This window comes from Actinomyces gaoshouyii, from assembly GCF_002076915.1.
GTDB classification, from domain to species: domain Bacteria; phylum Actinomycetota; class Actinomycetes; order Actinomycetales; family Actinomycetaceae; genus Actinomyces; species Actinomyces gaoshouyii.
The window spans coordinates 2,083,086-2,108,517 of the sequence record NZ_CP020468.1 but is presented as its reverse complement, the minus strand read 5'-3'; the positions used below and the strand labels follow the sequence as shown (position 1 = coordinate 2,108,517).

The 25,432-nt window shown below is 69.8% G+C and carries 24 protein-coding genes and 1 tRNA gene; 14 read left to right on the top strand and 11 right to left on the bottom strand.

Annotated elements, in window-relative coordinates; all coding sequences use genetic code 11:
- Positions 1–3: 3 nt before the first annotated feature.
- The 6 genes from B6G06_RS08800 to B6G06_RS08775 all read right to left on the bottom strand — a co-directional run bounded on the left by B6G06_RS08800 (position 4) and on the right by B6G06_RS08775 (position 7,209).
- Positions 4–1,389 carry an MFS transporter gene (locus B6G06_RS08800; protein ID WP_081171901.1) on the bottom strand — a complete coding sequence of 462 codons (1,386 nt, stop codon included), beginning with the start codon at positions 1,387–1,389 and terminating at the stop codon, positions 4–6.
- Positions 1,390–1,484: 95 nt separating this feature from the next.
- Positions 1,485–2,513 carry a DMT family transporter gene (locus tag B6G06_RS08795; RefSeq protein ID WP_229657837.1) on the bottom strand — a complete coding sequence of 343 codons (1,029 nt, stop codon included), beginning with the start codon at positions 2,511–2,513 and terminating at the stop codon, positions 1,485–1,487.
- Between the two features lie 156 nt (positions 2,514–2,669).
- Positions 2,670–3,797 carry a serine/threonine protein kinase gene (locus B6G06_RS08790; RefSeq protein ID WP_080462196.1) on the bottom strand — a complete coding sequence of 376 codons (1,128 nt, stop codon included), beginning with the start codon at positions 3,795–3,797 and terminating at the stop codon, positions 2,670–2,672.
- 146 nt (positions 3,798–3,943) lie between these two features.
- Complete coding sequence (locus B6G06_RS08785; protein ID WP_080462195.1) at positions 3,944–4,909, bottom strand: carbamate kinase; 966 nt, start codon at positions 4,907–4,909, stop codon at positions 3,944–3,946.
- Between the two features lie 3 nt (positions 4,910–4,912).
- Positions 4,913–5,923 (bottom strand): ornithine carbamoyltransferase, encoded by a 1,011-nt coding sequence (gene argF, locus B6G06_RS08780; RefSeq protein WP_080462194.1) that lies wholly within the window; start codon positions 5,921–5,923, stop codon positions 4,913–4,915.
- Between the two features lie 56 nt (positions 5,924–5,979).
- Positions 5,980–7,209: an arginine deiminase gene (locus B6G06_RS08775; RefSeq protein WP_080462193.1), complete on the bottom strand. Its 1,230-nt coding sequence runs from the start codon at positions 7,207–7,209 to the stop codon at positions 5,980–5,982.
- Positions 7,210–7,637: 428 nt separating this feature from the next.
- Here B6G06_RS08775 and tmk point away from each other — a divergent pair, with 428 nt between their 5' ends.
- Complete coding sequence (gene tmk / locus B6G06_RS08770; RefSeq protein ID WP_081171900.1) at positions 7,638–8,399, top strand: dTMP kinase; 762 nt, start codon at positions 7,638–7,640, stop codon at positions 8,397–8,399.
- Positions 8,396–9,616, top strand: coding sequence for a DNA polymerase III subunit delta' (locus B6G06_RS08765; protein WP_080462191.1), 1,221 nt, complete (start codon positions 8,396–8,398; stop codon positions 9,614–9,616). Before tmk ends, B6G06_RS08765 begins: the two co-directional genes overlap by 4 nt.
- Here the strand turns inward: B6G06_RS08765 and B6G06_RS08760 are convergent.
- Positions 9,585–10,544, bottom strand: a complete 960-nt coding sequence (locus B6G06_RS08760) for a helix-turn-helix domain-containing protein (RefSeq protein ID WP_081171899.1) — start codon at positions 10,542–10,544, stop codon at positions 9,585–9,587. The two genes, B6G06_RS08765 and B6G06_RS08760, sit on opposite strands and share 32 nt — an antisense overlap.
- Positions 10,545–10,802: 258 nt before the next feature.
- Here B6G06_RS08760 and B6G06_RS08755 point away from each other — a divergent pair, with 258 nt between their 5' ends.
- On the top strand, positions 10,803–12,446 hold the full coding sequence (locus B6G06_RS08755) for an alpha/beta hydrolase (protein ID WP_081171898.1): 1,644 nt from the start codon (positions 10,803–10,805) through the stop codon (positions 12,444–12,446).
- Here the strand turns inward: B6G06_RS08755 and B6G06_RS08750 are convergent.
- Both B6G06_RS08750 and B6G06_RS08745 read right to left on the bottom strand, forming a co-directional pair.
- Positions 12,430–13,485 (bottom strand): asparaginase, encoded by a 1,056-nt coding sequence (locus tag B6G06_RS08750; RefSeq protein WP_080462188.1) that lies wholly within the window; start codon positions 13,483–13,485, stop codon positions 12,430–12,432. The genes B6G06_RS08755 and B6G06_RS08750 overlap by 17 nt on opposite strands.
- A gap of 41 nt (positions 13,486–13,526) precedes the next feature.
- A complete protein-coding gene (locus tag B6G06_RS08745; protein WP_080462187.1) occupies positions 13,527–15,005 on the bottom strand; it encodes an amino acid permease in 1,479 nt (492 codons plus the stop codon).
- 325 nt (positions 15,006–15,330) lie between these two features.
- Here B6G06_RS08745 and B6G06_RS08740 point away from each other — a divergent pair.
- The 9 genes from B6G06_RS08740 (at position 15,331) to B6G06_RS08695 (ending at position 21,772) form a co-directional block, all read left to right on the top strand.
- Positions 15,331–15,403, top strand: a tRNA-Thr gene (locus B6G06_RS08740).
- 430 nt (positions 15,404–15,833) lie between these two features.
- Entirely contained in the window at positions 15,834–16,154 is a 321-nt protein-coding gene (locus tag B6G06_RS08735) for a histone-like nucleoid-structuring protein Lsr2 (protein ID WP_080462186.1), read from the top strand.
- Between the two features lie 164 nt (positions 16,155–16,318).
- Complete coding sequence (locus B6G06_RS08730) at positions 16,319–17,056, top strand: phosphoglyceromutase (protein WP_077240613.1); 738 nt, start codon at positions 16,319–16,321, stop codon at positions 17,054–17,056.
- Positions 17,057–17,207: 151 nt separating this feature from the next.
- Positions 17,208–17,702 (top strand): CarD family transcriptional regulator, encoded by a 495-nt coding sequence (locus B6G06_RS08725; RefSeq protein ID WP_080462185.1) that lies wholly within the window; start codon positions 17,208–17,210, stop codon positions 17,700–17,702.
- A gap of 41 nt (positions 17,703–17,743) precedes the next feature.
- The gene (ispD, locus tag B6G06_RS08720; protein ID WP_125898908.1) at positions 17,744–18,505 is read left to right on the top strand and encodes a 2-C-methyl-D-erythritol 4-phosphate cytidylyltransferase; all 762 of its coding nucleotides are present in this window, start codon (positions 17,744–17,746) and stop codon (positions 18,503–18,505) included.
- A gap of 122 nt (positions 18,506–18,627) precedes the next feature.
- Positions 18,628–20,106 (top strand): MFS transporter, encoded by a 1,479-nt coding sequence (locus B6G06_RS08715; protein WP_081171897.1) that lies wholly within the window; start codon positions 18,628–18,630, stop codon positions 20,104–20,106.
- A gap of 585 nt (positions 20,107–20,691) precedes the next feature.
- Complete coding sequence (locus B6G06_RS08705; protein WP_081171896.1) at positions 20,692–21,024, top strand: transcriptional regulator; 333 nt, start codon at positions 20,692–20,694, stop codon at positions 21,022–21,024.
- Positions 21,021–21,404 carry a hypothetical protein gene (locus B6G06_RS10330; protein WP_205635454.1) on the top strand — a complete coding sequence of 128 codons (384 nt, stop codon included), beginning with the start codon at positions 21,021–21,023 and terminating at the stop codon, positions 21,402–21,404. Before B6G06_RS08705 ends, B6G06_RS10330 begins: the two co-directional genes overlap by 4 nt.
- A complete protein-coding gene (locus tag B6G06_RS08695; protein ID WP_198939966.1) occupies positions 21,401–21,772 on the top strand; it encodes a recombinase family protein in 372 nt (123 codons plus the stop codon). Before B6G06_RS10330 ends, B6G06_RS08695 begins: the two co-directional genes overlap by 4 nt.
- A gap of 45 nt (positions 21,773–21,817) precedes the next feature.
- On the opposite strand, the gene B6G06_RS08690 is transcribed toward B6G06_RS08695, so the two are convergent.
- Both B6G06_RS08690 and B6G06_RS08685 read right to left on the bottom strand, forming a co-directional pair.
- Positions 21,818–22,141, bottom strand: coding sequence for a hypothetical protein (locus tag B6G06_RS08690; RefSeq protein ID WP_205635453.1), 324 nt, complete (start codon positions 22,139–22,141; stop codon positions 21,818–21,820).
- A gap of 45 nt (positions 22,142–22,186) precedes the next feature.
- Entirely contained in the window at positions 22,187–22,702 is a 516-nt protein-coding gene (locus B6G06_RS08685) for a SprT-like domain-containing protein (protein ID WP_081171895.1), read from the bottom strand.
- A gap of 96 nt (positions 22,703–22,798) precedes the next feature.
- Between B6G06_RS08685 and B6G06_RS08680 the strand changes: the two genes are divergently transcribed.
- Entirely contained in the window at positions 22,799–23,761 is a 963-nt protein-coding gene (locus B6G06_RS08680; RefSeq protein WP_081171894.1) for a hypothetical protein, read from the top strand.
- A gap of 76 nt (positions 23,762–23,837) precedes the next feature.
- Positions 23,838–25,427 (top strand): phospholipase D-like domain-containing protein, encoded by a 1,590-nt coding sequence (locus B6G06_RS08675; RefSeq protein WP_080462180.1) that lies wholly within the window; start codon positions 23,838–23,840, stop codon positions 25,425–25,427.
- Positions 25,428–25,432 lie beyond the last annotated feature (5 nt).

Sequence of the window (25,432 nt, the reverse complement as noted above, 5' to 3'; positions counted from 1 at the left end):
CGCTCAGTGGGATGACGTGCAGGCCGGGGACTTCGGGCCCTCCTGGGTGAAGGCGGTGAGGTCGGCGTCGGAGCGCTCCGGTGCAACGATCATCGCGCCCAGCGCGGCCAGCGCGACGACGCTGAGGTAGACCGCGGGTGCCAGGGGGGAGCCGGTGACGGATATGAGCCAGGTGGCGAGGAAGGGTGCCGTGCCGCCGAGGAGGGCGTTCGCCGTGTTGAAGGACAGGGCGAAGCCGGAGTAGCGCACCTCGGTGGGGAAGGACTCGGCGAGGAAGGTGGCCAGGGTTCCGTCGTTGGCGGTCAGGATGACCGCGAAGAGCAGCTCGCAGGCGAGGATGACCCAGATGTTCCCGCCCTCCATGATCCAGAACAGCGGCACCGACAGGGCGATGAAGGCCACGCAGGCGCCGATGAGCATCGTGCGTCGCCCCACGGTGTCCGAGAAGTGCCCCATGAGGAAGACCGAGGAGATATAGCCGCAGAGCATGGTCGAGGTCAGCAGGTTGGAGATGCCCTCCCCGATGCCGATCTCCTCCTGCAGGTAGGTGGGCATGTAGCTCAGCAGCAGGTAGAAGCCGACGGCGTTGAGGCAGGAGACTCCGAAGGCGATGGCTACCGTCCGGCCGTGCCTGCTCAGCACATCGAGCACGGGCGTGCGCCGCGACGGTCCGGAAGCGGCCTCGAGCTGCGCGTTCATCTCCTGGAAGGCGGGGGAGTCCTCCAAGTGCACCCGGATGTAGCGCCCGATGATGCCCAGGGGGCCGGCAAGCAGGAACGGGATGCGCCAGCCCCAGGAATCCATGGAGGCATCGTCGAGGAGCCAGTGGAGCAGAGCCACCAGGGTCGAGCCCGCGAGCAGCCCGGTCGCCGTGGAGGCGGGCACGAGGCAGGTATACAGGCCGCGCCTGCCCGCGGGGGCGTACTCGGCCAGGAAGGTGCCCGCGCCCGCGTACTCGCCCGAGGCGGAGAATCCCTGGACGAGGCGCAGGAGCAGCAGGAGGACGGCGGCGCCCAGGCCGATCATCGAGTACCCGGGCAGGAAGGCGATGAGGAAGGTGGAGCCAGACATGATGAGGATCGACCACGATAGCGCCCAGCGCCGTCCGAACCTGTCCCCCCAGGCCCCCCAGACGACGGCGCCGACGGGCCGCAGGAGGAAGGACATCGCGAAGACGGCGAAGGTGGACATGAGCTGGACGGAGGAGTCGCTCTCGGGGAAGAAGACCTTGCCGATGACGACGGCGAGGTACCCGTACGAGGCGTAGTCGAACCACTCGATGAAATTGCCGATGAAGGACGCCGCCGCCGCTCGGCGCACCGTCGCCCCCCGGGTGCTGCTGCTGATCGCTGTCGAGGGGGGAGGAGCGGTACTGCCGTCGGTGGTCATGGGGTGCCTCTTCCGGGTTCGTGGACTGTCAGGCTTGTTCAGTGGCGACGGCCGCTCCTCGTGCCATGGGAGGGCGGGAGCGGCCGTCGATGAGTTCAGGCGGTAGCGACAGAGCGTTTACCGGCGCGAGCGAGGGCATCGACGATGATCGGGGCGAAGCCTCCGCCCACGATCAGGGCTCCACCGATCATACCGATAGGGGTCAGCTGCTCGTGGAAGATCAGCATGCCGCAGATGACCGCTACCGGGCACTCCCAGTAGGAGATCGTGGACATCTCCACGGCGGGCAGGTTCCTCCCGGCGACCACGAGGAACCCGAGTGCGACCAGTCCGCTGAAGATGAACAGCAGTGCGGCCGAGCCCCAGTTGGAGCCGGTGAATGCGCTCACCCCGTGCCAGGGGCGCAGGATGAGCGCCATGCCCAGCGCCGCGACGGAGGCCCACACGAAGTTCCATGCGCCGCGGACGATGGAGTCCACGTCCTTGCGGTACCCGTTGAAGAACAGGGCCATGCCGTAGAAGACGCCGGAGAGCAGGCCCAGGAGGTCCCCCAGGGTCTTCTTCGGGTAGTCGGAGGAGCTCACTGACAGGTCCAGCCCGAAAGAGAACGATCCGTCCGTGTAGTCGATGATCCCGATCGTCATCAGCATGCCGATGAACACGATGAGCAGGAAGAGGCCGCTGAGCGGGCTGATCCTCTCCTTGCGGAAGATCCTCGCCAGGATCGTGCAGAACAGCGGTCCGGTGTAGATGAGGAAGACGGCGTTGGCGATCGTGGTCAGCAGCGTGGAGGAGATGTAGCAGCCCAGGGACAGGCCGATGGAGATCCCTCCCATGACGATGGCGGGACTGAGGCGCGTGGCGCGGAACAGTGCGGTCTTGCGGGTCACGAGGAGCAGGACGGTGAAGCCCACCAGTCCCGTGAGCATACGGCCCGAGGCGAGGAAGGAGCCGATGACGGCCTTGTCGTCAGGGATGAGGCCATCGGTGGCGCCCCGGCTGAACGTTCCCACCAGGCCCATGCCTGTGGCGGAGATGATCATGGCGATGGCGCCGAGCCTCTTGTCCATGACGTAGGTGGAATCGGCGGCCTTGAGGTCAGGGGTGGTCGAGGTGTCGTTCATGGGGGTGCGTCCTATGCGTCCTTGCACGTGGTGGATCCGGTTCAGGCGTCTTTGCCTGGAAGGCCCCGGCGGGCACAGGGACCGGGCGCGATCGCCTGGTCAGGTGGGTGGCCCCCGGGGGCCGGTGGGAGGACCGGCCCCCGGGGACTCGGTGCGTCAGACGAGGGTGGGGTCCTCGACCTGGTTCGGGAAGTAGTCCTCGCAGCCGCCCTCGCGGTAGACGTCCGCCGTCGCGCAGTGCAGGGCACCGCCGAACGGGTAGGCGTCGCGGAACGGGACGGGGATGACGTTCATGCCGAGCTTGTCCATCTGCTCCATCTGGTGGACCTCGCTGGCCTCGCAGATGACGGTCTTGTGGTCCAGGACCAGGCAGTTCATGGACAGCCACACCGAGGAGTAGCACAGCGGCGGCGGGGTCTCGTGCGCCGGCATGGCGGCGTCGACGATCTGCCAGTCGTTGGCCTCGAAGATCTTCCTCTGCTCCTCGGGCAGGCGACGGTGGGGGTTGTTGATGATGAGCCCCGGCCGCAGCGGCACGAAGGTGGCGTCGATGTGGATCGGGTAGGGGTCACCCGGGAAGTTGACGGCGTGGATGCGCAGGTCCGGGTAGTACCGCTTGAACCACTCCATCGCGGTGCGGTTGGTGGTCAGGCCGTGCTGGATGAACAGGTCCTTGCCCAGCCGCAGGACGTCGGCCGCGTCCCACATGGGCTCGGCCTCGGTGGTGACGAAGTCCTTCGCGGCGGTGCGCTCGAGGCGCTCCTCCAGAGAGATCTTCTCGTCGTAGTAGTTGTGCTTGTAGGAGGCGTCGGTCAGGCGCGGGCGGGGGGCCTGCGTCCACTTGAACTCCGGGTCCTCGTCGAAGTACTTCTTCATGAGGGGCCAGTAGGCCAGGTACTCGAAGTAGCGGCAGCGGAAGGAGTTGGCCGAGGCCATGATCTCGTTGCCGATGGTCAGCAGGATGTCGCGGGGCGGCATGCAGGTCATCATCGAGTCGGTGCGGAAGTCCGGGGTGATGACGGGCTGGTTCCACTGCAGCGGGGTCGGGCGGTCGACGATGACGCCGTGGTCCTCGCAGACCTTGGCGAGGTAGTCGAGCTGGGCGTTGGCCTTCTCGACGGTCTCCGTGGGGCGGGGGCCCCACATGCCGCGCATCTCGGAGTCGATCGGCACCTTCTCGCTGGTGGCGGGCTCCTCGGGCGGGATGACGGAGAAGTCGGCGCGTCCGACGATGACGTGCTTGAGGGGGTCGAAGTCGTTCCACGAGTTCACGATCTTCGTCATGGAAGAATCACTCCTTTGTGAGTGCGGCGGTTCGCCGCGGGTATCGATGCATCGAATGGATGGTTGACGTATCCGCTTAGCGGAAGGGAGACCTCCTTCCTGGGGCTCGTGGGCGTGCCGGGCGCTGACGGCCGATCGGCGCCCGGTCAGTTGGTCGTGCGGTCGGGGACCGGCGGCCGGATGTCGTCCGGCCCGCCGTAGTTCCCGCCCGGGGTCACGATCGTCCCGGAGGTGCCCTCGATGATCCCGATGGCGTCCTCGAGGCGGCCGATGGCGGCCATGTCGCCCGTGAGCTCCACGAAGCGGCACACGGCCTCCACCTTGGGGCCCATGGAGCCCGCGGGCAGGTCCATGGCGCGCAGCGAGGCCGGGGTCGCGCGGTCGACGCGCTTGGCCTCGGGCGTCCCGAATCCCTCCTGGACGCCGTCGACGTCGGTGAGAATGAGCAGGGCGTCGGCGTCGAGGTGCTCGGCGAGGACCGCGGCGGTCAGATCCTTGTCGATGACCGCCTCGACGCCCTGGAGCTTGCCGTGCTCATTGCGGATGACCGGCACGCCCCCGCCCCCGGCGCAGATGACGACGGCGCCCGCGTGGAGGAGGGCCCGGGCCATCCGGGTCTCGATGACGCGCTGGGGCCTGGGCGAGCCGACGACGCGGCGGTAGTGCTCGCCGTCCTTCTTGACCGTCCAGCCCTTCTCGGAGGCCAGTCGGTTGGCGGTGGCCTCGTCGTAGACCTCGCCGACGAACTTCGTCGGGTTGGCGAAGGCCGGGTCGCCCGCCAGGACGAGGGTCTGGCTCACCAGGGAGGCGACCTGCCTGCCCGGCAGGGCGTTCTGCATGGCCTGGAGGAGCCAGTAGCCGATCATCCCCTGGGTCTCCGCGCCCAGGGTGTCGAAGGGGTAGCACTCGCTCAGGCGGTCATCATTGGCGGACTCCAGGGCGAGCACGCCGACCTGCGGGCCGTTGCCGTGGGTGATGATGAGCTCGTGCTTCTCGGCCAGCAGGGCCAGCTGCTTGGCTGCTGACCGCACGTTGGCGATCTGGGTGCGGGCGTCGGGCTTGTCCCCCCGGCGCATGAGGGCGTTGCCGCCCAGGGCAGCGACAATGCGCATGGGTCAGTCCTCCCAGTCGCCCAGGGTGGCGACCATGACGGCCTTGATGGTGTGCATGCGGTTCTCGGCCTGCTGGAAGGAGACGTTGCGCTCGGTCTCGAAGACGTCGTCGGTGACCTCCAGGCCGTCCATTCCGGTGGCCTCGAAGAGCTGCTGGCCGACCTTCGTGTTGCGGTCGTGGAAGGCCGGCAGGCAGTGGAGGAACTTGACGTCGTCATTGCCGGTGCGCTTCACGAGCTCGCCGTTGACCTGGTAGTCCTTGAGCAGGGCGATGCGCTCGTTCCAGACCTCCTTGGGCTCGCCCATGGAGACCCACACGTCGGTGTAGAGGTAGTCGACGCCCTTGACGCCCTCGTCGACGTCGTCGGTGATCGTGATGCGGGCCCCGGAGGTGGCGGCGAGCTCCTCGGCGATGGCCACGACCTCGGCCTCGGGCTGGAGCTCCTCGGGCGCCACCAGGCGGATGTCCATGCCGACCAGCGCGCCGGAGACCAGCAGGGAATTGGCGACGTTGTTGCGGGCGTCGCCCAGGTAGGCCAGGGAGATCTCGGTGATCGGCTTGTCCACCAGCTCGATCATGGTCAGCTGGTCGGCGAGCATCTGGGTGGGGTGCCAGGCGTCGGTCAAGCCGTTCCACACGGGCACGCCGGACAGCTCGGCCAGGGTCTCGACCTTCGCCTGATCGTCACCGCGGTACTCGATGCCGTCGTACATGCGCCCGAGCACGCGGGCGGTGTCCGCCACGGACTCCTTGTGGCCCAGCTGCGAGCCGGAGGGGTCGAGGTAGGTGGTGTGGGCGCCCTGATCGGCGGCGCCGACCTCGAAGGAGCAGCGGGTGCGCGTGGAGGTCTTCTCGAAGATGAGGGCGATGTTCTTGCCCTTGAGGCGCTGGACCTCCTTGCCGGCCTTCTTGTCCGCCTTGAGTTGGGCGGCGAGGTCCAGCAGGCTCATCCACTCGGCGGTGGTGAAGTCCGTCTCCTTGAGGAAGTGGCGGTTGTGCAGAGGGTGGGTCATGTCGATCCGTCCTTCATCGGAATTGAGGTGAATGTGGGCGATGGGAGGAAGAGTAGTCACGAGTCGAGGGGCTCGCGGATCACGGGGCAGCTCATGCAGTGCGGGCCGCCGCGGCCCCGGCCGAGCTCGCTACCGGGGATGGTCAGCACCTCCATGCCCATGGAGGTGAGGTATTCGTTGGTGTTGACGTTGCGCTCGTAGGTGATGATCACACCGGGCGCGACGGCCAGTGAGTTGGCGCCGTCGTCCCACTGCTCACGGGCGGCCGCGCGGCTGTCCTGGGGAGTCGTGAGCACGATGAGCTCATCGATGCCCAGGGCGGCGGCGATGGCGTCGTGCATGGCCTCGGCGGGATTCTCGATGACGTCCACCGCGCCCTCGCGCTCACCGGGGCGCAGGGTGAAAGTGGGGAGCATCCCCGCGCCGGCGTACTTGGTGAAGGTGCCGTGGTCGACCATCGTCATGATGGTGTCCAGGTGCATCTGGGCGCGCGTCTTCCTCATCTTGACGGCGACGATCTCGCGCACGCCCCCGGCGAAGAGCTGGGTGGCCAAGCGCTCCACGCCCTGGGGGCAGGTGCGCTCGGAGACGCCGATGAGCACGGCGCCGTTGCCGATGATCTGGATGTCCCCGCCCTCGGTGGACAGCGCGGGGCTGACCGTGCCATCGGACCAGATGGGGAAGCCTCCGGCGGCGAAGAGCGGGTGCCAGGTGTAGATGGCCCGGTAGTTGAGCGACTCGCGGCGCCGGGCCTGGCGCGACATGGAGTTGATCGACACGCCGTTGTAGATCCAGGAGGAGGTGTCCCGGGTGAACAGGTGGTTGGGCAGGGGGCCGATGAGAAGGTCCTCGGGGTCCATCGAGGCCAGGACCATCGAGGAGACACCCGGGATGCGCTCGAGGAGCTCCTCCTTGGTGATCCCCGCGATGAGGGTCTCGGCGAGTGCGGGCGCCTCCACGCTCTCGGCCCATTGGCGGATGGCGGGGGAGGCCGCCAGCCCCGTGGAGTCCTCGGACAGGACGGCGCCCAGCAGGAAGGCGCGCGCCTCGGGGATCTCCAGGGTCTCGGCGAGCAGGTCCTGCAGGTAGAGCACCTGGGCGCCGCGGCTGCGCAGCACTCGCGCGAACTCGTCATGCTCCTGCTGGGCCCTCTCGAGCCATAGGACGTCGTCGAAGAGGAGCTCGTCCTTGTTCTCAGGGGTCAGCCTCAGCATCTCCTTGCCGGGCCGGTGGATGATGACGGTCTGGAGGCGACCGATCTCTGAGTCGATGGATGGCGTGAGCATCGCGTCCTATTCCTCTGGAATCTGGCGCGGCGCCCGGCGAGGGCGCGCGCGGGGTGGCCCGGGGCGGCGTCGCCCTGGGCTGATGCGGTGATGGATTCAGGGTGTGGTCTCAGGGGTGTCAATGGTGCGGGGCTCGGGGCCCCGAGTGCTTCCGGAGGGCGGCATCGCCCTCCTGTTTGGTACGTGCGTACCATTGGTACAATCGTACCAATCGTGATGCGCGTCTACAACTGGAGTGAGGGAAGTCACTCGATCGTCGGCGCCCGCTGAGCGCCCCGCCCCCTCCCGCCCGGACGGGGGCGCTCGCGGCGAGCGTCGCTCCGACGGCGCAGGACAGCGCCGCTCCGGAGTCGCGCGGCGCTGTAGAGGGTTGAGGAGGGGGGCGGAGGCGGCGCGCGGCCCCGACCGCGCGCCGCTACCCTGGATCCGTGACCGACGCCCCCTTGCCCGCGGCCCCGCCCCTCCCCGGCCTGCTCATCTCCTTCGAGGGGGGCGACGGCGTCGGCAAGACCACGCAGATCAAGCGCCTGGCCACCGTGTTCGCAGCCGCCAGGATCGACTACCGCCTCACCCGCGAGCCCGGCGGCACCGAGCTGGGGGCCCGGATCCGCCGCCTCCTGCTGCACGGGGGAGCGGTGGACCCGCGCGCCGAGGCCCTGCTCTACGCCGCCGACCGCGCCCAGCACGTCGCCGAGCTCATCCGCCCCGCCCTGGGGCGCTCCGAGGTGGTCCTCACCGACCGCTACCTCGACTCCTCCATCGCCTACCAGGGCGCCGCCCGCTCCCTGGGGGCCGCCGAGGTCCGGTCCCTGTCCGAATGGGCTACCGGCTCCCTGCTCCCGGACTTGACGATCCTCCTCGACGCCGACCCGTCCGTGGCCGACCGCCGCACCGGGGCCAGGGGCGCCAAGGACCGCATGGAGAGCGAGGGCGCAGCCTTCCGCGCCGCCCTGCGCGAGCAGTTCCTCGCCCTGGCCGACGCCGAGCCCGAGCGCTTCGCCGTCCTCGACGCCCGGCGGACCATCGAGGAGGTCGCCGAGGATGTCAACCGGCGCATTGCTGCGCTCCTGATGGCCCGCCCCGGCGCGGTGAGCGTGGGAGCGCCATCGCGGGGAGCGGTTCCGGACGCCCATGCCGCCTTCCTCCGGGCCGCGGCGCGCCTGAGCGGCCCCGGGGGGGAGAGGGCATGAGCGTCTGGGACGACGTCGTCGGGCAGGAGGCGGTCATCTCCGTCCTGTGCGGGGCGGCCGCGGCCGCGAGGGGTCTCGCCGAGCAGCGGGAGGCCCGGGCCGGCAGCGGGGTTGAGGCTCCCCCGAGCGCCACCGGTTCCGGGTCCGCCATGACCCACGCCTGGCTCATCACCGGCCCGCCGGGCTCGGGCCGCTCCAACGCCGCGCTCGCCTTCGCCGCCGCCCTGCAGTGCACCGGGCCCGTCCCCGGGTGCGGCCAGTGCAAGCCCTGCCGAGACGTCATGAGCGGTGCCCACCCCGACGTCGTCCGCCTGGCCACCGAGAAGCTCATCATCACCCTCGACGAGGTCAAGGAGCTCATCGGTGAGGCGCAGCGCCGCCCCTGGACGGGCAGGTGGCGCGTCATCCTCGTCGAGGACGCCGATCGCATGGCCGAGCGCACCACGAACGTCCTGCTCAAGTCCATCGAGGAGCCGCCGCCCCAGACCGTGTGGCTCCTGTGCACCCCCAGCGCCGACGACGTCCTGCCCACCATCCGCTCGCGCTGCCGACTCATCACGCTGCGCATCCCACCCGCGGGCGCCGTCGCCGACCTCCTCGTGCGCCGTGACGGCGCCGACCCCGCTCTCGCCGCCCGTGCTGCCCGCGCCAGCCAGTCGCATATCGGCCTCGCCCGCCACCTGGCCACCGACCCCGACGCCTGGGAGCGCCGTCGCCGCCTCCTGCACGCCCCGGTGTCCCTGCGAAGCGTGGGCGACGCCGTGCTCGCCGCCGCCGACCTCGTCGAGAGCGCCGAGTCCGAGGCCCAGACCCGCACCGCTGAGCGTGACGCCGCCGAGCGCGCCGATCTCATGCGCGCCCTCGGCCTGGAGGGGGAGGGGCGCGTCCCACCCGCCCTGCGCGCCCAGATCCGCGCCCTGGAGGAGGACCAGAAGCGCCGGGCCAAGCGGGCCCGAACCGATGTGCTCGACCGGGCCATGATCGACCTGCTCTCCTTCTACCGCGACGTCCTGGCCGCGCAGATGGGCAGTGATGTCGAACGCGTCAACATCGACCTGGCCGAGCAGATCGATCGGGCGGCCGCCTCCACCGGGCCTGAGCAGTCACTGGCGCGCATCGCCGCCATCGAGGAGTGCCGCGGGAGGCTGCGCTCCAACGCCGCGCCGCTGCTTGCCGTCGAGGCCCTCATGATCCAGTTGCGCCCCCAGGCGCGCTGAGAGCGTCGCGCTGCCCGACCGGCGCGGCCGACTCGGTGGCTGCCCAGGAGCTGAGCAGGCGCAGCGCCTCCTCGCTCGGGCTGCCCGGCTCGGCCGCGTAGGACACGAGGGTGAGCCCCGGGCTCGAGGCCATCGCCGCGGGCTCGCAGGCGAGAGTGATCTCCCCGACCAGCGGATGGTGGATGACCTTGGAATCCCGGCAGATGTAGCGCACATCGTGGCGCGCCCACAGCCCGGCGAATTCACGGCTGCGGGTGGACAGCTCGCCGACCAGCGCCGTCAGATCCGGCTCCGTGGGATCGGCCCCGCTGGTCAGGCGCAGCATCGCCACGCTGTCCTCCGCGCCGATGTCCCAGTGGGGGAAGAAGTCGTGGGCGCGCGGATCGAGGAACATGAAGCGCGTGAGGGAGGGGGTGTCGTCGGCGATCTCGGGGATCGGGTCGATGAAGAGCGGGGCGTAGAGGGCCCGGGCCAATGTGTTGGCGGCCAGGCAGCGGCCCAGGCCGTCGCGGACGATCGCGGGGACATGCATGGCGTCGAGGATCCAGCGGGTTCCCGGGCGGAGCGCGGACCGCCGCCCGGGGCGTGCTCGGCGGCGCTGCCTGCCGGCGGGGGAGACCGCGCGGGCGAGGTCGAGGAGGTGCTCGCGCTCGGCGTCGTCGAGCAGGAGGGCGGAGGCCAGGGACTCCAGGACCTCGGCGGAGGCGCCCGCCAGCGATCCGCGCTCCAGGCGCGTGTAGTAGTCGACGCTCACGCCGGCGAGCATGGCGACCTCCTCGCGCCGCAGGCCGGGCACGCGCCTGCCCGCCCCGACGACGGGCAGCCCCACCTTGTCCGGGGTCACCCGTGCGCGGCGGGAGGTGAGGAACTCCTTGATCTGCGCGCGCGGATCAGCGGTGGGCGGCGCGACGTCGTCGGATCGGCTCATGCGGACAGGCTACGCGTGGGCGGGGCGCGCCAGTGCCGGGTGCCGCCCACGGCGGGGTCGTGGACGTGCGCTGGGGTTGCCGACGCGCTCCGGGGACGCGTCCGCAACCCCGAAGCGCGTCCACAACCACACGGGCGTCCGTGACGACCCCAGCGATCGCGCGGTGCGGCCCTTGTCCTCCTCGGCAAGGACATCCCCGGGGCGTTCTCCCCCCTCGGGGAGGAGGGGTTCCCGGAGTGGGGCGTTTAAGCTGACGGCGTGAGCACTCTCGACGCCTCTTCCCGTCCCCGCCGGATCAAGATCCTGGCCGCCCTGTCCGCTCTCACCGCCGCAGCGGCGCTGTCGGCCTGCGGCAACCCGTCAGTCCCTGGCGCCACCCGGGCCACCGGCGCTGCCGCTGCCTCCATCCCTGCTGGTCTGGAGTCGTTCTACAGCCAGAGCGTGGAGTGGTACCCGTGTAAGAAGGATGCCGGTATGACTGAGCGCAGTGGCGATATGGGGCCTGGGACGATGAGCTGCGCGCGCGTGACGGTGCCTCTGGATTACAACAACCCTGGCGGCGAGACGATCCAGATCGCGATGAAGAAGCGCTCGGCCTCGGCCGATGCGGCCACGGGCACGCTGTTCATCAACCCCGGCGGCCCCGGCGGCTCCGGCGTCGACATCCTCCCCCAGGTCACATCGATCCAATTCTCCAAAGATGTCGTCACCGCTTACGACGTGATCGGTTTCGACCCTCGCGGGGTGGGCGCGTCCACGGCGATCGACTGCCTGACCGATGCCGAGCTGGATGCCGAGCGCTCCGGGACGGAGTCCTCCAGCCTTCCCGATGACGCCACGGGGGAGCAGAAGCGCGCTGCTGTGGCCGAGGAGACCGCCGAGCGCGAGGCCAAGTGCCGGGCCAGGACCCGGCCCGTTGCCCTGCTCGACCACGTGGACACGGTCTCGGCCGCCAAAGACCTCGATATCCTGCGCGCCGTCACGGGCAACTCCGCCCTCACCTATTTCGGCTACTCCTATGGGACCTTCCTGGGGGCGACCTACGCCGACCTCTTCCCGGGCAACGTGGGCCGCTTCGTCCTCGACGGCGCCGTCGACCCCGCGATCGGCGGCGGCCGGATGGCGCTGGGCCAGGCGAAGGGCTTCGAGAGCGCGCTGCGGGCCTATGTGGAGAGCTGCCAGTCGGGGTCGGACTGCCCGTTGACGGGCTCGGTGGATGACGGGATCAAGCAGATCCAGGACTTCCTGGCCTCCCTGAAGGCCGCCCCGATCGGGACCTCGGATGAGAAGCGCCCCCTGACCCGCTCCCTGGCCATCTCCGGGATCATGGTTCCCCTCTACCAGTCGGAGGTCTGGCCCCAGCTGAGCATCGCCCTGTCCCGGGCGATGGGCAAGACGACGGATGACGGGCAGCCCGACGGCGCCATGCTCCTGTACTTCGCCGATGCCGCTGCGCAGCGCGGCAACGATGGCACATACTCCGGCAACGGCGATGAGGCCATCAGCGCCATCAACTGCGCGGACTTCCCCGTTTCGGGGGACGCCGCCTCCTGGGATGAGGAGGCGGCGGAGATCAAGGAGGCCTCCCCGACCTTCGGCGACAGCCTGCAGTACACCGATGTCTCCTGTCGGGCCTGGGGGCACTCGTCGGGCAATGAGCGCAAGGCGATTCACGCCTCGGGGGCCAACCCCATCCTGGTGATCGGGACGACGGGGGACCCGGCCACGCCGTACGAGTGGTCCCAGTCGCTGGCTGATCAGCTCGACTCGGGCCAGTTGCTGACCTGGAAGGGCAATGGGCACACGGCCTACGGCCGCGCGGGCACGTGCGTGACCACAGCCGTGGATGACTACCTGCTCAAGGGCACGATGCCCGTCGAGGGCCTTACCTGCGAGGGCTGAGCTCGCCCGCGATCGGGCGCCCCATCGCCTCGGCGAGGGCCGTGCCGGCCAGGCCCTGGGCCAGGAGGAATTGCGCCTTGGCGTAGGCCGCCTCCAGGGTCATGTCGGCGGTGCCGACGGCGCCCGCCCGCGCGATGGCGTCCCCGGTGGCGTAGTGCCCGAGGAGCACCTCGGCCTGGTGGCACTGGGAGGCGACGAAGACCGCGGTCCCAGCCCGGATCGCCCGCGCGATCGCCTCGGTCAGCCCGGGCTCGTCGCTGGGCACGTTGCCCACTCCGAAGGCCCGCAGGATGACCGCCTCGGGCAGGGGGTCGAGCAGCGCCGACAGGCGCGCCCCGGTGATGCCGGGTGCCATATCGAGGACGACGACGTCGTGCCGGGCGTAGGGCCTGGGCTCCGTCCAGGCGGTGGGGGAGGTGGAGGCCCCGGAGGCCCCGTGGTTCTCGGACCACTCCCAGGGGGCGCCGTCGGAGCCCGTGCGGGCCAGCGGCGGGGCCATGGGCGAGGCGAAGCCCGCGAAGTCCCAGGAGGAGGACTTCGTGGCGCGGCCGCCTGCCAGCAGCAGGCCGCCGAAGAACAGGGCGACGCCGATCACCCGCCCGCTGACGGCCGCCCGCACCGCCCCCAGGACGTTTGCCTCGGCGTCGCTGCCCTCGGCCCCGAGCGGCAGTTGGGAGCCGGTGATGACGACGGGCGCCTCCATGCCCGCCAGGGCGTAGGACAGGGCGGCCGAGGTGTAGGCCATGGTGTCCGTGCCGTGGAGGATGACGATCGGCTCTCCGGGATGGTCGGCCGCGTGCGCGCGGACCGCCTCGACGATCGACTGCCAGGACTCCGGCGTGGCGTTCGAGGAGTCGATGAGCGGCTCCAGGGCCGCCAGCGACGTCGACTCCAGTGCCTCGAGGCCGGGGGCCGGCGGGCGGCTCGGGGGGAGGAGACCGGCGAGCCAACCGGCGAGATCGGCCCCCGGGACGAGGCCCTGGGGCGAGTCCACCATGCCGATGGTTCCGCCGGTGTAGATGATGTGGACGCTCCCCATGGGGCCCTCCTGCTCCTTCCCGCCCGCTCCGCCGCGGGCGGCTACTGCGGCTTCTGCTCGTCGTCGGGGCCGGTGGTCGCCTCGTCGAGGACGTGGTCGAGGAGATCGCTGCGGATCCGGCCCCGCACCCGGTACCAGCCTGCCACCATCATGACGATGACGAGGCCGAACAGGGCGAGGGTCCACCGGCCCTCGGGCTGCTGGACATTGGCGATGACGATGAGGGCGAAGAAGGCGATCGCGACGTAGTTGGAGTAGGGGGCGCCGGGCATCCGGTAGGCCGGGCGCTCCTCCAGCCCCTGATCGACCCGCTTGAGGAAGGCCAGGTGCGTCACGAGGATCGCCACCCAGGTGCCGGCGATGCCGATGCCCGCCAGGTTCATGACGATGTTGAAGGCGTCCTCCGCGAGGAAGGCGTTGAGGGCGACGCCCACGAGGCCCAGCGCGGAGGTGATGGCGATGGCGCCCGCGGGCACCTGGTGCTTGTTGAGGCCGGCCGCGAGGCCGGGCGCCTCGCCCGCCACGGCCATGGAGCGCAGCGTGCGGCCGGTGGCGTAAAGCCCTGCGTTGAGGCTGGACAGCGCCGCGGTCAGGACGACCACCTGGATGATGTCCCCGGCATGGGGGACGCCGATCCCGGAGAAGAAGGTGACGAAGGGCGACTCATTCTTGGAGTAGGAGGTGTAGGGCAGGACGAAGGCCATGAGGAGCACGGAACCGACATAGAAGACGAAGATCCTCAGGATCATCGAGTTGATCGCTTTGGGCAGCACGGCGATCGCGTCCTCGGCCTCGCCGGCGGCCACGCCCACCATCTCCGTGCCCCCGAATGCGAAGACGACGCCGAGGGTGAGGGTGAGGACGACCCCGATTCCCGCGGGGGCGAAACCACCGTGCTGCGTGATGTTGTCCAGGCCCGCCGTGTGGCCGCCCACCTCCGCGCCGCTGATGATCGCCCAGATGGCCACGAGCATGAAGGAGATGATCGCCGCCACCTTGATGAGGGCGAACCAGAACTCGGCCTCGCCGAACATCTTGACATTGAGCATGTTGAGCACGAAGACCAGGGCGAGCGCGATGAGCGCGAGAACCCACTGGGGAACGCTCCTGAAAGCGCCCCAGTAGTGCAGGTATAGGGCGACGGCGGTGATGTCCGCCATGACCGTCACCGCCCAGTCGAGGAAGAAGAACCAGCCGGTGATGTAGGCGCCCTTCTCCCCGAGGAACTCGCGCGCGTAGGACACGAAGGCGCCCGAGGAGGGACGGCGGATCGCGAGTTCGCCCAGGGCGCGCACCATGAGGAAGGCGAAGGCGCCGCAGATCGCGTAGGCGACGATGAGGATCGCTCCGCCCTGGGCCAGGCGCCCGCCGGCCCCCAGGAACAGGCCGGTGCCGATCGAGCCGCCAATGGCGATCATCTGAAGGTGGCGGTTCTTCAACTCCTTGCTGTAACCGGCGTCCCCCTTGTCATGCGCCACGGGGAACGCCGTGCTGGCGAGGGGATCTGTCTGCTGTGACATGCTGCTGGTCCTTTCCAGGGGAGGACGTGGCCTGGGGGGCGCCGCGAATGCGGCGGAGCCCGATCGGGTGCGGTGTGCGTGGCTGTGCCGGCGTGCGCCAGCGTGCGCCGACAGGTGCCATGGCGTGCGCCGATGCGCGTCATGCCCGGTATCTCGCCGTCGTCCGGGCCATCGCGCGCCGATTCACGTGCGAGGCAGTCTAAGGCAGTCCGAGATGGTCCGAGGTGGTCCGAGGCTGTGCTCAGCGCCACGGGGCGGCGGTGGCTCCCGCGTTGCGCCCGGCGCGCTGCGCACTGTAGAGTCCTCACGCCGTCGTTAGCGGCGCGCCACCTTAGCTCAGTCGGCAGAGCGATTCACTCGTAATGAATAGGTCGTGGGTTCGATTCCCACAGGTGGCTCGACCAGGGCCCTGGGATCAGCCGTCCCGGGTCCTCTCTCCTTGGCGGGCCCGCGATCAGGGGCTCGAGGTGCGCGAATTCGACCCGTCCGCACCTCTTGCGGGCCTTCCTCCATTCCCTCCGACCGCGCCTTGCGCGCCCTATCGGCCCGCCCGGAACTCGCGCCGCTCCGCGGTCTCCTCGGCGGACTGCGGCGCATAAGGGGGACGCGCTCATCGGCCGCCCGCTCATCGAATCCCGTGCTGCGCGGCCCTCCTCCGCGATCAGAAGAGCGCTGCTCTCAGGGTTCTTGCAGAGGAAATGTATAGAGTCCGAAGCGGCGAATCATGGAGCAATATTGCGCGACCCGTATTCCTCCATTATCCTTCAGGGTACTCGCAAGAGGATTCATCTCGGCAATCCTCCGACGTCACGAAGAGAAGAGTGAACCATGGCCCAGAAGACCCAGATCATCCTCGTCGACGATATCGACCAGTCCGCCGCGTCGCAGACAGTCACCTTCGGCCTGGATGGGGTGACCTATGAGATCGACCTCAATGACGAGCACGCCGCCGCGCTGCGCGAGTCCATTGAGGAGTGGTCCTCCAAGGCCCGTCGCGTCTCCGGTCGCCGCAATGTCCGCCGTCGGGGCTCCAGCTCCTCGGCTGAGACCCAGAAGATCCGTGAGTGGGCCCGCAGCCAGGGCATGGAGGTCTCGGACCGCGGGCGCATTCCCGCCCCGATCCGCGAGGCCTACAACCAGGCCCACTGAGGCCCCTCGCGCCCCGTCGAAGGCGCGAGGCCCCGTGCCGCGCCGCCCGGGAGGGCCCTCGCTCCCGGGCGCCGCTGACCGCAGGCCCCTGGTCCCCGTTCCGGATGATCCCGGATGGGACCTGGGGCCTCGCGCGCGGCGCGCGCGCCTGGCAGGATAAGCCCATGGCTTACACCCTTGTGCTGCTCCGCCACGGCGAGAGCGAATGGAATGCGAAGAACCTGTTCACCGGTTGGGTCGACGTCCCCCTGTCCGAGAAGGGCCGCGCCGAGGCGGTCCACGGCGGCGAGCTCCTCAAGGAGGCTGGCGTCCTCCCCGAGAAGCTGTTCACCTCGATGCTGCGCCGCGCGATCATGACGGCGAACCTCGCCCTGGACGCGGCCGACCGTCACTGGATCCCCGTCGAGCGCGACTGGCGCCTCAACGAGCGCCACTACGGCGCCCTCCAGGGCAAGAACAAGAAGGAGATCCGCGACGAGTACGGCGAGGAGCAGTTCATGCTCTGGCGCCGCTCCTACGACGTCCCGCCGCCGGCCATCGAGCTCGGCAGTGAGTTCTCCCAGGACGCCGACCCGCGCTACGCCGGTGAGCCGATTCCCGCCACCGAGTGCCTCAAGGACGTTCTCGCCCGCCTCCTGCCCTACTGGGAGTCCACGATCGTCCCCGAGATCAAGACCGGCAGGACCGTCATGATCGCCGCTCACGGGAACTCCCTGCGCGCGATCGTCAAGCACCTCGATGGCATCTCCGATGACGACATCGCCGCCGTCAACATCCCCACGGGCATCCCGCTGGTCTACGAGCTCGACGAGGAGACCCTCCAGCCGCTCAAGAAGGGCGGCCGTTACCTCGACCCGGAGGCCGAGGCGAAGATCGCGGCCGTGGCCAACCAGGGCAAGTGAGTCCCGCGCCCGCACTCGGGCGCGCTCGTCGATGATGGCGCCGGGCCCCGTGGGCACGGCGCCATCGCGCGCTGTGAGCAACCTCCCCCGGTATCGCGCCGCATCGCACTGGTAAACTGAGGCTCCTGTTTTGCTTGAGGAGACCTCACCCATGACCCTTGAAGTCGGAGAGACCGTCGTCTACCCCCACCACGGCGCGGCCCGGATCATCGATATTCGCCAGCGCAAGGTGAAGGGGGAGGAGAAGACCTACCTCCAGCTCGAGGTCGCCCAGGGCGACCTGACCATCCTCGTCCCCGCCGAGTCCGTCGAGCTCATCGGGGTCCGCGACGTCGTCGACGAGAAGGGCCTGGAGAAGGTCTTCGAGGTCCTGCGCGCCCCGTTCACCGAGGAGCCCTCCAACTGGTCGCGCCGCTTCAAGGCCAACCAGGAGAAGATCGCCTCGGGCGACGTCATCAAGGTCGCCGAGGTCGTGCGGGACCTATCCCGCCGGGACACCGATCGCGGCCTGTCGGCCGGTGAGAAGCGCATGCTCTCCAAGGCCCGCCAGATCCTCGTCTCCGAGCTCGCCCTGGCGCAGAAGACCCCCGAGGACGAGGCCGAGAGCCGCCTCGACGAGGTCCTCGCCTCGGGCGCCGCCGCCTGACGGCGCCCGGGCTACCACGCTCCGTCCGAGCGAGCCCCGCCATGACCGCCGCAGCCCCTGAGGCCCTCTGCCCGGTGATCGCCGTGGTCACCGCCGCTGGATCGGGCAGTCGCCTCGGCGCCGAGCTCCCCAAGGCCCTCGTTCCTCTTGCCGGGCAGTCGCTCGTGCGGCGCGCGGTGCACGGCCTGCTGGCCTCCGGCGCCCTCGAGCGCGTCGTCGTCACGGCGCCGGAGGGCCGGATCGAGGAATTCCGCCGCGAGGTGGCCGATCTCGGTGCCGTCGAGGTGGTTGCGGGATCGGCCGCCTCCCGGCAGGCGAGTGTCGCCCTCGGTCTTGAGGCGGCCCTGCGCGCCCAGCCCGACGCCGCCCTCATACTCGTCCACGACGCTGCCCGCGCGCTCACGCCCCCCGATGTCATCCGACGCGTCGTCGCCGCCCTGCGCGAGGGGCACAAGGCCGTCATCCCCGTTATGCCGGTGACCGACACCATCAAGGAGGTCCGGCCCGGTGAGGCGATCGAGCCGATCGTCGCCACTGCGGACCGCGCCCGGCTGCGCGCCGTCCAGACGCCCCAGGGCTTCACGCGTGAGACCCTGCTGGCCGCCCACCGCGCCGGCGCTCAGCGCGCCGTCGGCGAGGGCCTCGCCGCCTCCGACGACGCCGGACTGGTCGAGGCGATGGGCGTGGACGTCGTCGCCGTCGCCGGGGACGCGCGCGCCCTCAAGGTGACCACAAGGTTCGACCTGCTCCTCGTCGAGGCCCTGCTCGCCGCCGAGGAGAGCGCGTCCGCCCAGCGCGGGTAGGCGAGGGCGCGTCCGCCTCGCGCGGGAGGGCACGGGCAGGTGCGGGAATGACCAACAGGACCGTGTCTCATCTGTGCCCCAGGGGCGAGCAGAGCGGAGGGCTCACACCGTAGGCTCGGGGCATGCCCTCCCCTGATCCATCCCTGGGGGCGACCATCGCCTCTGGGGGGCAGACCAAGCCCCGCCTCCTGACCTGGCCCGTTCTCGCCTGGGGGCTGTGGGACTGGGGTTCGGCCGCCTTCAACGCCGTTATCACGACCTTCGTCTTCGCGACCTACCTGGTCTCCTCGTCCTTCGGCGATCCCACCTCCAACCAGTCGCAGCTGTCCGCCGGCATGGCGGTCGCCGGCCTGCTCATCGCCCTATTCGCCCCCATCACGGGGCAGAGGGCCGATCGCGACGGGCGGGCCGTCGTCTCCCTGGGGATCTACACTGCGCTGGTTGTGGCCGTCTCCGCCGCGCTGTTCCTCGTCAAGCCCGCTCCCGGTTACCTGTGGCTGGGGATCGTGCTCATGGGCGTGGGCAATCTCTTCTTCGAGCTCGCCTCCGTCAACTACAACGGGCTCCTGTCCCATGTGACCGCCAAGGAGCGGATCGGCGCGGTCTCCGGGATCGGCTGGGGCATGGGATACCTGGGCGGGATCGTCCTGCTGCTCGTGGTCTACGCGGGCTTGATCAGCCCCGAGGTCGGCTGGTTTGGCGTGACCAGCGCCAACGGCCTCAACGTCCGCGTGGCCATGCTCATGGCCGCCGCCTGGTTCGGGATCTCGGCGATCCCGGTCCTGCTCACCCAGTCCAGCGCCGCCAAGCGGCGCCGTCGGCTCGAAGAGCCCGCGGCGGGCGATCCCGGGGCGGATAGCGCCAGGCGGATCCCCGAGATGGGGACGGAGCCGGCGGAGCCCGGGGATATCCCCAGCACCGGGGGCGTGATCGGTGCCGGGCGCCACGAGTCGATCCTCGCGTCCTACCGGCACCTGTGGCGCACCCTGCGCTCGCTGTACCGCTCCCACCCGAACGTCCTGCGGTTCCTCCTGGCCTCGGCGATCTTCCGGGACGGGCTCGCCGGGGTCTTCGCCTACGGCGGCATCATCGCCCGCACCATCTTCGACTTCTCCGACGCCCAGGTCATCCAGTTCGCCGTCGCCGCCAACGTGGTGGCCGGCATCGCCACGATCGCCTGCGGTCGCCTCGACGACCTCATCGGGCCGCGGCGGGTCATCATGGGCTCACTGGTCATCCTCGTCGTGGCCGGCAACGCCCTCTTCCTCCTCCATGACGGCGGGAAGGCCGTGTTCTGGGCGCTCGGCCTGGCACTGTCCGCTTGCGTCGGACCCGCCCAGTCGGCCTCGCGCACCTTCCTCGCCCGTCTCATCCCGGACGGACGCGAGGGCGAGATCTTCGGGCTGTACGCGACGACGGGGCGCGCCGCTTCCTTCCTCGCCCCCGCCCTGTACGGGGCGGCGATCTGGGTGGGGGCGTGCTTCGTGGGGCAGGGCGCCGGCCACTGGGGGATCCTCGGCATCATGACGGTGCTCATCGCCGGGCTCGTCCTCATGGCCGGGGTCAAGGGTCCTGACGGCCATCTCCAGCATCTCTCCTGACCGGGGCCGCCCGAGTCACTGCCCAGCGGGTCAGTGCGATAGCGCTCTCGGGGAAGAGTGTCCCGGGCAGCATCCGCAGCGCCCGCTCGTACTCGGCGCTGATCCGATCCGGCCGAGCCGTCTACGACGGCGCGCCCTGGATCACCCGAGACGGCGACATTGCATGGATCGACGTTGACGAACTGCTGCGCGAGACCGGCGCCTGGTTGGGAGGAGAGCAACGCCTGGCGCGCATCGCCGCGTCGCTGCTGAGCGGCCCTGCCGTCGACCTGTCCGAGGACGTGCCCGGCCTCGAGCGTTAGATGACTGCCCTGGTACTTGCCGCGATCACTCACGCCAACGGCTCGTATGAGCACTCAGAGATGCAGTTCAGCGAGGACGGCACCCGCGAGGCTTCTCGCGAGTGCCCGTGCTGTGCCCCTGGCCCGATAACGATCGTTTCTGAGCCGACACCGGCCGGGAGCTGATGAAGGTCGGCACGCCGGTCCGAAACTCAGGGCCGAAACCAATGCTGCCCAAAACTGTTGCTAGACCGTTTTTGAGCACGACGGGAATGGAGGCTCGAGCATTGAGAGGGGGTGCCTCATGGCTGAGGTAACAGCGACTCGCGTACGGTTCCGCGACGTCAAGCCCTATGACGTACCCACGTCGCTCGACGGACTGCGCGGGCCCTACGACGGGCTTATCGACCTGCCTCACTGGGTGCGCTGGCAGGCTGATCGGCTCGGTGTGGACGTGTCGAACCCGGGCTGGCGTCGTATGGCTTATCAGGCGCTGCTCGCCGAGGGGACTGCCGACCAGCAGTGCCGCTTGATGAACCGGGATCGGCTCATTGAGGCGTGGCCGATCCTGAACATGGATCCACGCGTGCGCAGCCTGTGGGAGGGACGGTTCCCCCAGCTTCGAGTGGTCGTATGAGCGGTGACCAGGAGGAGCAGCGGCACATCACGCGTCTGGCGTTGGAGGTCGCCGGCGAGGATGCCGGCTTCGACTTGGGATGGTTCACCCAGAACCTCGACAACGTGGAACGCATCCAGCCCGAGGAGGTGCAGGTCTACGGTCTGACAGCCAGCCAGCTCGACGCCGTTAAGGCACGTACCAAGGTGTGGGCGGCAAGTATTCGTGGCCTAGACCGGCGGGAGAGTACTCGCGGCGTCAGCCGCACGCGGTCGTCGCTGAGTGCGAGTTATCCGCAGTCGCCCTCGAAGGCGATCGGGCGGCTTGCCGCCGGCACGAACCAGCCGCGTGGTGCCTACCGCACCGGCTATGGGGCGGGGCCCGGGGGAGTAGAGCGGTGACGAGCATCGTGGGTTATGCGCGAGTGTCGACTCGCGAGCAGAATCCAGCTGCTCAGGAGGCTGAGCTGCGCGCTGCGGGAGCGATGCGGGTGTTCGTTGATCGTGGCGAGTCGAGCAGGGTCAGGGACCGTCCGCAGTGGATCGCGTGCCTGGACTACCTGCGTGAGGGCGACACGCTCGTCGTGCGCCGGCTAGATCGCATCGCGGGCAGCGAGAAGATGGCCATTGAGACGATCAACGACCTGGCCGAGCGCGGCGTGAACATCCGCAGTCTGAGTGAGCCGGACATCGACACCACAACGCCGATGGGGCGTGCCCTGTTCGGTATCGTGGCGGTGTTCGCTCAGCTGCGTGTGGACAGAGGGTGACGCTACGCACCTAAAGACGGACCCTCCCCATCGTTCACGGTGGCATCACTTGGACCGCTCTCGGAGGGGGAAGACGCCGTCCGCCCCGAGGAGCGGCGGCGCATGCGCTTCTTCTTGTCGGGCTCCGAGCACCCGATCTTGCGCAGTTCGTCGACAGACCAACCGGCGCTCAGCGCCGCGTTGGTACGCCTTCACATCAGCTTGCTCAGCCTCACGAACGCGCTCGGTGATCTTCGCCCGTAGCTCGGCCAGCTCGCGCTCGGTGACCTCGCGGACATCCGCGAGGTTCTGGCGCGCTTCACCGACACTGCGGATCGCGTTGATCCGCTCCTCTCGTGCGCGCTTGGCGAGCTCGATCGCATTCTTCAATGGTCGGTTCTTTGCTCATGCCTCTATCGCACGGATTCACTCGCTTTACAACGACGTATGCCGGCACCGCAGCGCCCGCTCGTACTCGGCGCTGATCCGCTCGGGCGCCACGGGGGCGCCGTCGAACTCCCAGCGCAGCAGGTGCGCGGGATCGAAGCGCCCGCTGCAGCGCGCGCAGGACATCGGCCGACGAGGGCGGCGCATCCGGTCGACCGCGTGGCCCACCGGGCAGATGCCCACCCACCGGCCGGGCAGGCTCGGCGCGTCCGAGGCGACCAGCCGCTTGCCGCTCGCGCCCAGGCGCCGGGCCTCCGCCACCCACACGGCGTCGTGACCATGGCCCGGCCCCACCCGTGCGTGGGCGATCTCGTGCAGGATCGTCTCGCGCGCCTCGGAGGGCGAGTAGAGGGTCATCAGCGCGCGCGACAGGCTGATGCGGCGCCGGGCGTGATCGGTCTGGCCCGCGCGGCGCCGGGCGCGGTCCAGAGCCAGCTCCCAATCGTGCAGGCCGTGCGCGTCCATGAGGTCGCGGGCGAGGGCCGAGGCGTCGTGAGGATCCACGGATCAAGGGTACGGCCGGCCCCCACGGTCCCCAGGGCGCAGGCCTGACGCCCCGTGGACGTGAGGCCCCGCCCCGAGTATGGCAGCATGGCACCAGTGCCCCCTCCACCCTCCGGTTCCCGCCGTGACCAACCCAGCGGCGCGGGCCAGCGCCCGAGCGCCTCGGCCCGTGCCCATTCGCGTGCCCCCGCGCGGCGCCGTCGCCGGTTCGGCCCGCTCACCGTCCTCATCCTGTCGTTCCTCATCACGGTGCTCGTCGCCGTCCTGGCCCTGTCCCTCCGGGGCCGGATCATAGCGCTCGGCGACGGGGCGACCGCCACGCCCGAGGCCGCGGGGCCGGCGCCCGTCTTCCCGGACATGACCGGCTACACCGCCTCCCGCATCATCGACGACGAGGTCTTCTACGAGTCCGAGGCCATGAGCGAGGAGGAGATCGCCGCCTTCATCGCCGAGGTCAACGAGGGCTGCGTCCCGGGGCGCGACGGCACGCCCTGCCTCGCCGACGCCGTCTTCGAGACCCAGACCCGCGAGGTCAGTGATACCTGCCCCGGCGGCTACATCGCCGCCGGCGGGCAGAGCGCCGCCCGCATCATCTCCCGCGTCGCCTCGGCCTGCGGCATCAACCCCCGGGTCCTCCTCGTGCTCATCCAGAAGGAGCAGGGCCTCCTCACCGCCTCCGGCAGCCGTCTCACGGCCCACGACTACGAGGCCGCCACCGGCTACGCCTGCCCCGACGGTGGCCAGTGCGACCCGGCTTTCGCCGGGTTCTTCGCCCAGCTCTACGGCGCCGCCGGGCAGTTCCAGCGCTACCGCCTCGACCCCGGCGGCTACGCCTTCGTCGCCGGGACGCCGACGACGATCGCATACTCCCCGGACGGCTCCTGCGGGTCCGGGGAGGTGACGGCCGCCAACCAGGCCACCGCTGGGCTCTACAACTACACCCCCTATCTGACCAACGACGCCGCTGCCTCCGGCGGGGATGACTGCACGACCTGGGGGAACTGGAACTTCTACGGCTACTACCGCGCCTTCTTCGGCTCCCCGCTCGTCACTGGCTGATCGGTCCGGGCCGGCGGTGCTCGCGGGCCTGCCCCTGACAATGCCCGCCACGTGGCATCATGCGCCCATGAGGCTGATGACGCTCCCCTCCTCCCTCGCCACCGCGTGGGTCGTCATCGAGTATGTCATCAAGATCATCGCCCTGGGGACCATCCCCGAGAACCGCCGTCCGTCGTCGTCGACGGCCTGGCTCATCCTCATCTTCCTCCTGCCCGTCGTCGGGCTCCCCCTCTACCTGCTCCTGGGCAGCCCGCGCGTGACCGGCAAGCGCTACCGCCAGCAGGTCGAGGTCAACGAGATGGCGCTGCGCTACACCGCGCACCTGCCCGACGCCCCGCCCGGGGCCAGCGAGTCCAGGCACCTCGAGTCGATCCTGCGCATGAACCGGCGCCTGACCGGGCTGCCCTGCCTCACCGGGGAGGTCATCGCCCTGCACGATGACTCCGCGGCCACCTACGCCGCCATGGCCCGCGCCATCGACGGGGCCACCACCTCGGTGAGCGTCGAGTGCTACATCCAGTCCTGGGATGACGTCACCGACGTCTTCTACAGCGCGCTGGAGCGCGCCGCCGCTCGGGGCGTCAAGGTGCGCCTCCTGCTCGACCACCTGGGCAGCCGCAAGTACCCCGGCTGGAAGACCCTGGGCAAGCGCCTGAGCGCGGCGGGCATCGAGTGGTGGCTCATGATGCCCCTCCTGCCCTTCCGGCTGCGCTGGCGCCGCCCCGACCTGCGCAATCACCGCAAGCTCCTCATCATCGACAATGAGCGGGCCTTCATCGGCTCCCACAACATCATCGACCCCACCTATCTGCTGCGCCGCAACCGCCGGGCGGGGCGCGTCTGGAAGGACCTCACCGTGGAGGTCACAGGAGCGATCGTCGCCGAGGCGCAGGCCGTCTTCGCCATGGACTGGCTCTTCGAGGCCGACGAGCTCCTCGACGTCTTCGCCCTGAGTCCCGCTCGCAAGCGCAAGCCCGGCGTCTCCCGGCCCGTTCACAAGCGCTCCACCTCCACCATCGCCGAGGCCCTGCCCGAGGCCATTCCCGAGGTGGGCCAGGAGCCCGCGCCCACCGTGGGCTCCGCCGCGCCCCGTCCCGGGCGGCCCGACGCCGTCGTCAACGCCATGCAGCTCGTGCCGTCCGGGCCCGGCTACCCCCTGGAGCCGAACCTGAGGATGTTCCTGTCCCTCATCCAGGGGGCGACCCGGCGGGTGTCCATCACCAGCCCCTACTTCATCCCCGACGAGGCGCTGCTGGCCGCGATCACCTCGGCCGCCTACCGGGGCGTGCGGGTGGAGCTGTTCGTCGGCAAGGAGTCCGACCAGTTCATCGTCAACCACGCCCAGCGCTCCTACTACCCGGCGCTGCTGGCCGCCGGGGTGCGGATCTTCCGCTACCCCCCGCCCACCGTCCTGCACTCCAAGTACATGACGGTGGACGGCGAGGTGGCGGTCATCGGCTCGTCCAACATGGACTTCCGCAGCTTCACCCTCAACTACGAGGTCATGCTGCTGGCCTTCGGCGGGGACCTCGACGATCTCCTGCGCGCCAACGATGATGCCTACCGGGCCGTCTCCGAGGAGCTGACCGCTGAGCAGTGGGCCGCCGAGCCCCGCTACCTGCGCTACATCGACAATGTCTGCCGACTCATGTCCTCGGTGCTGTGAGCCGC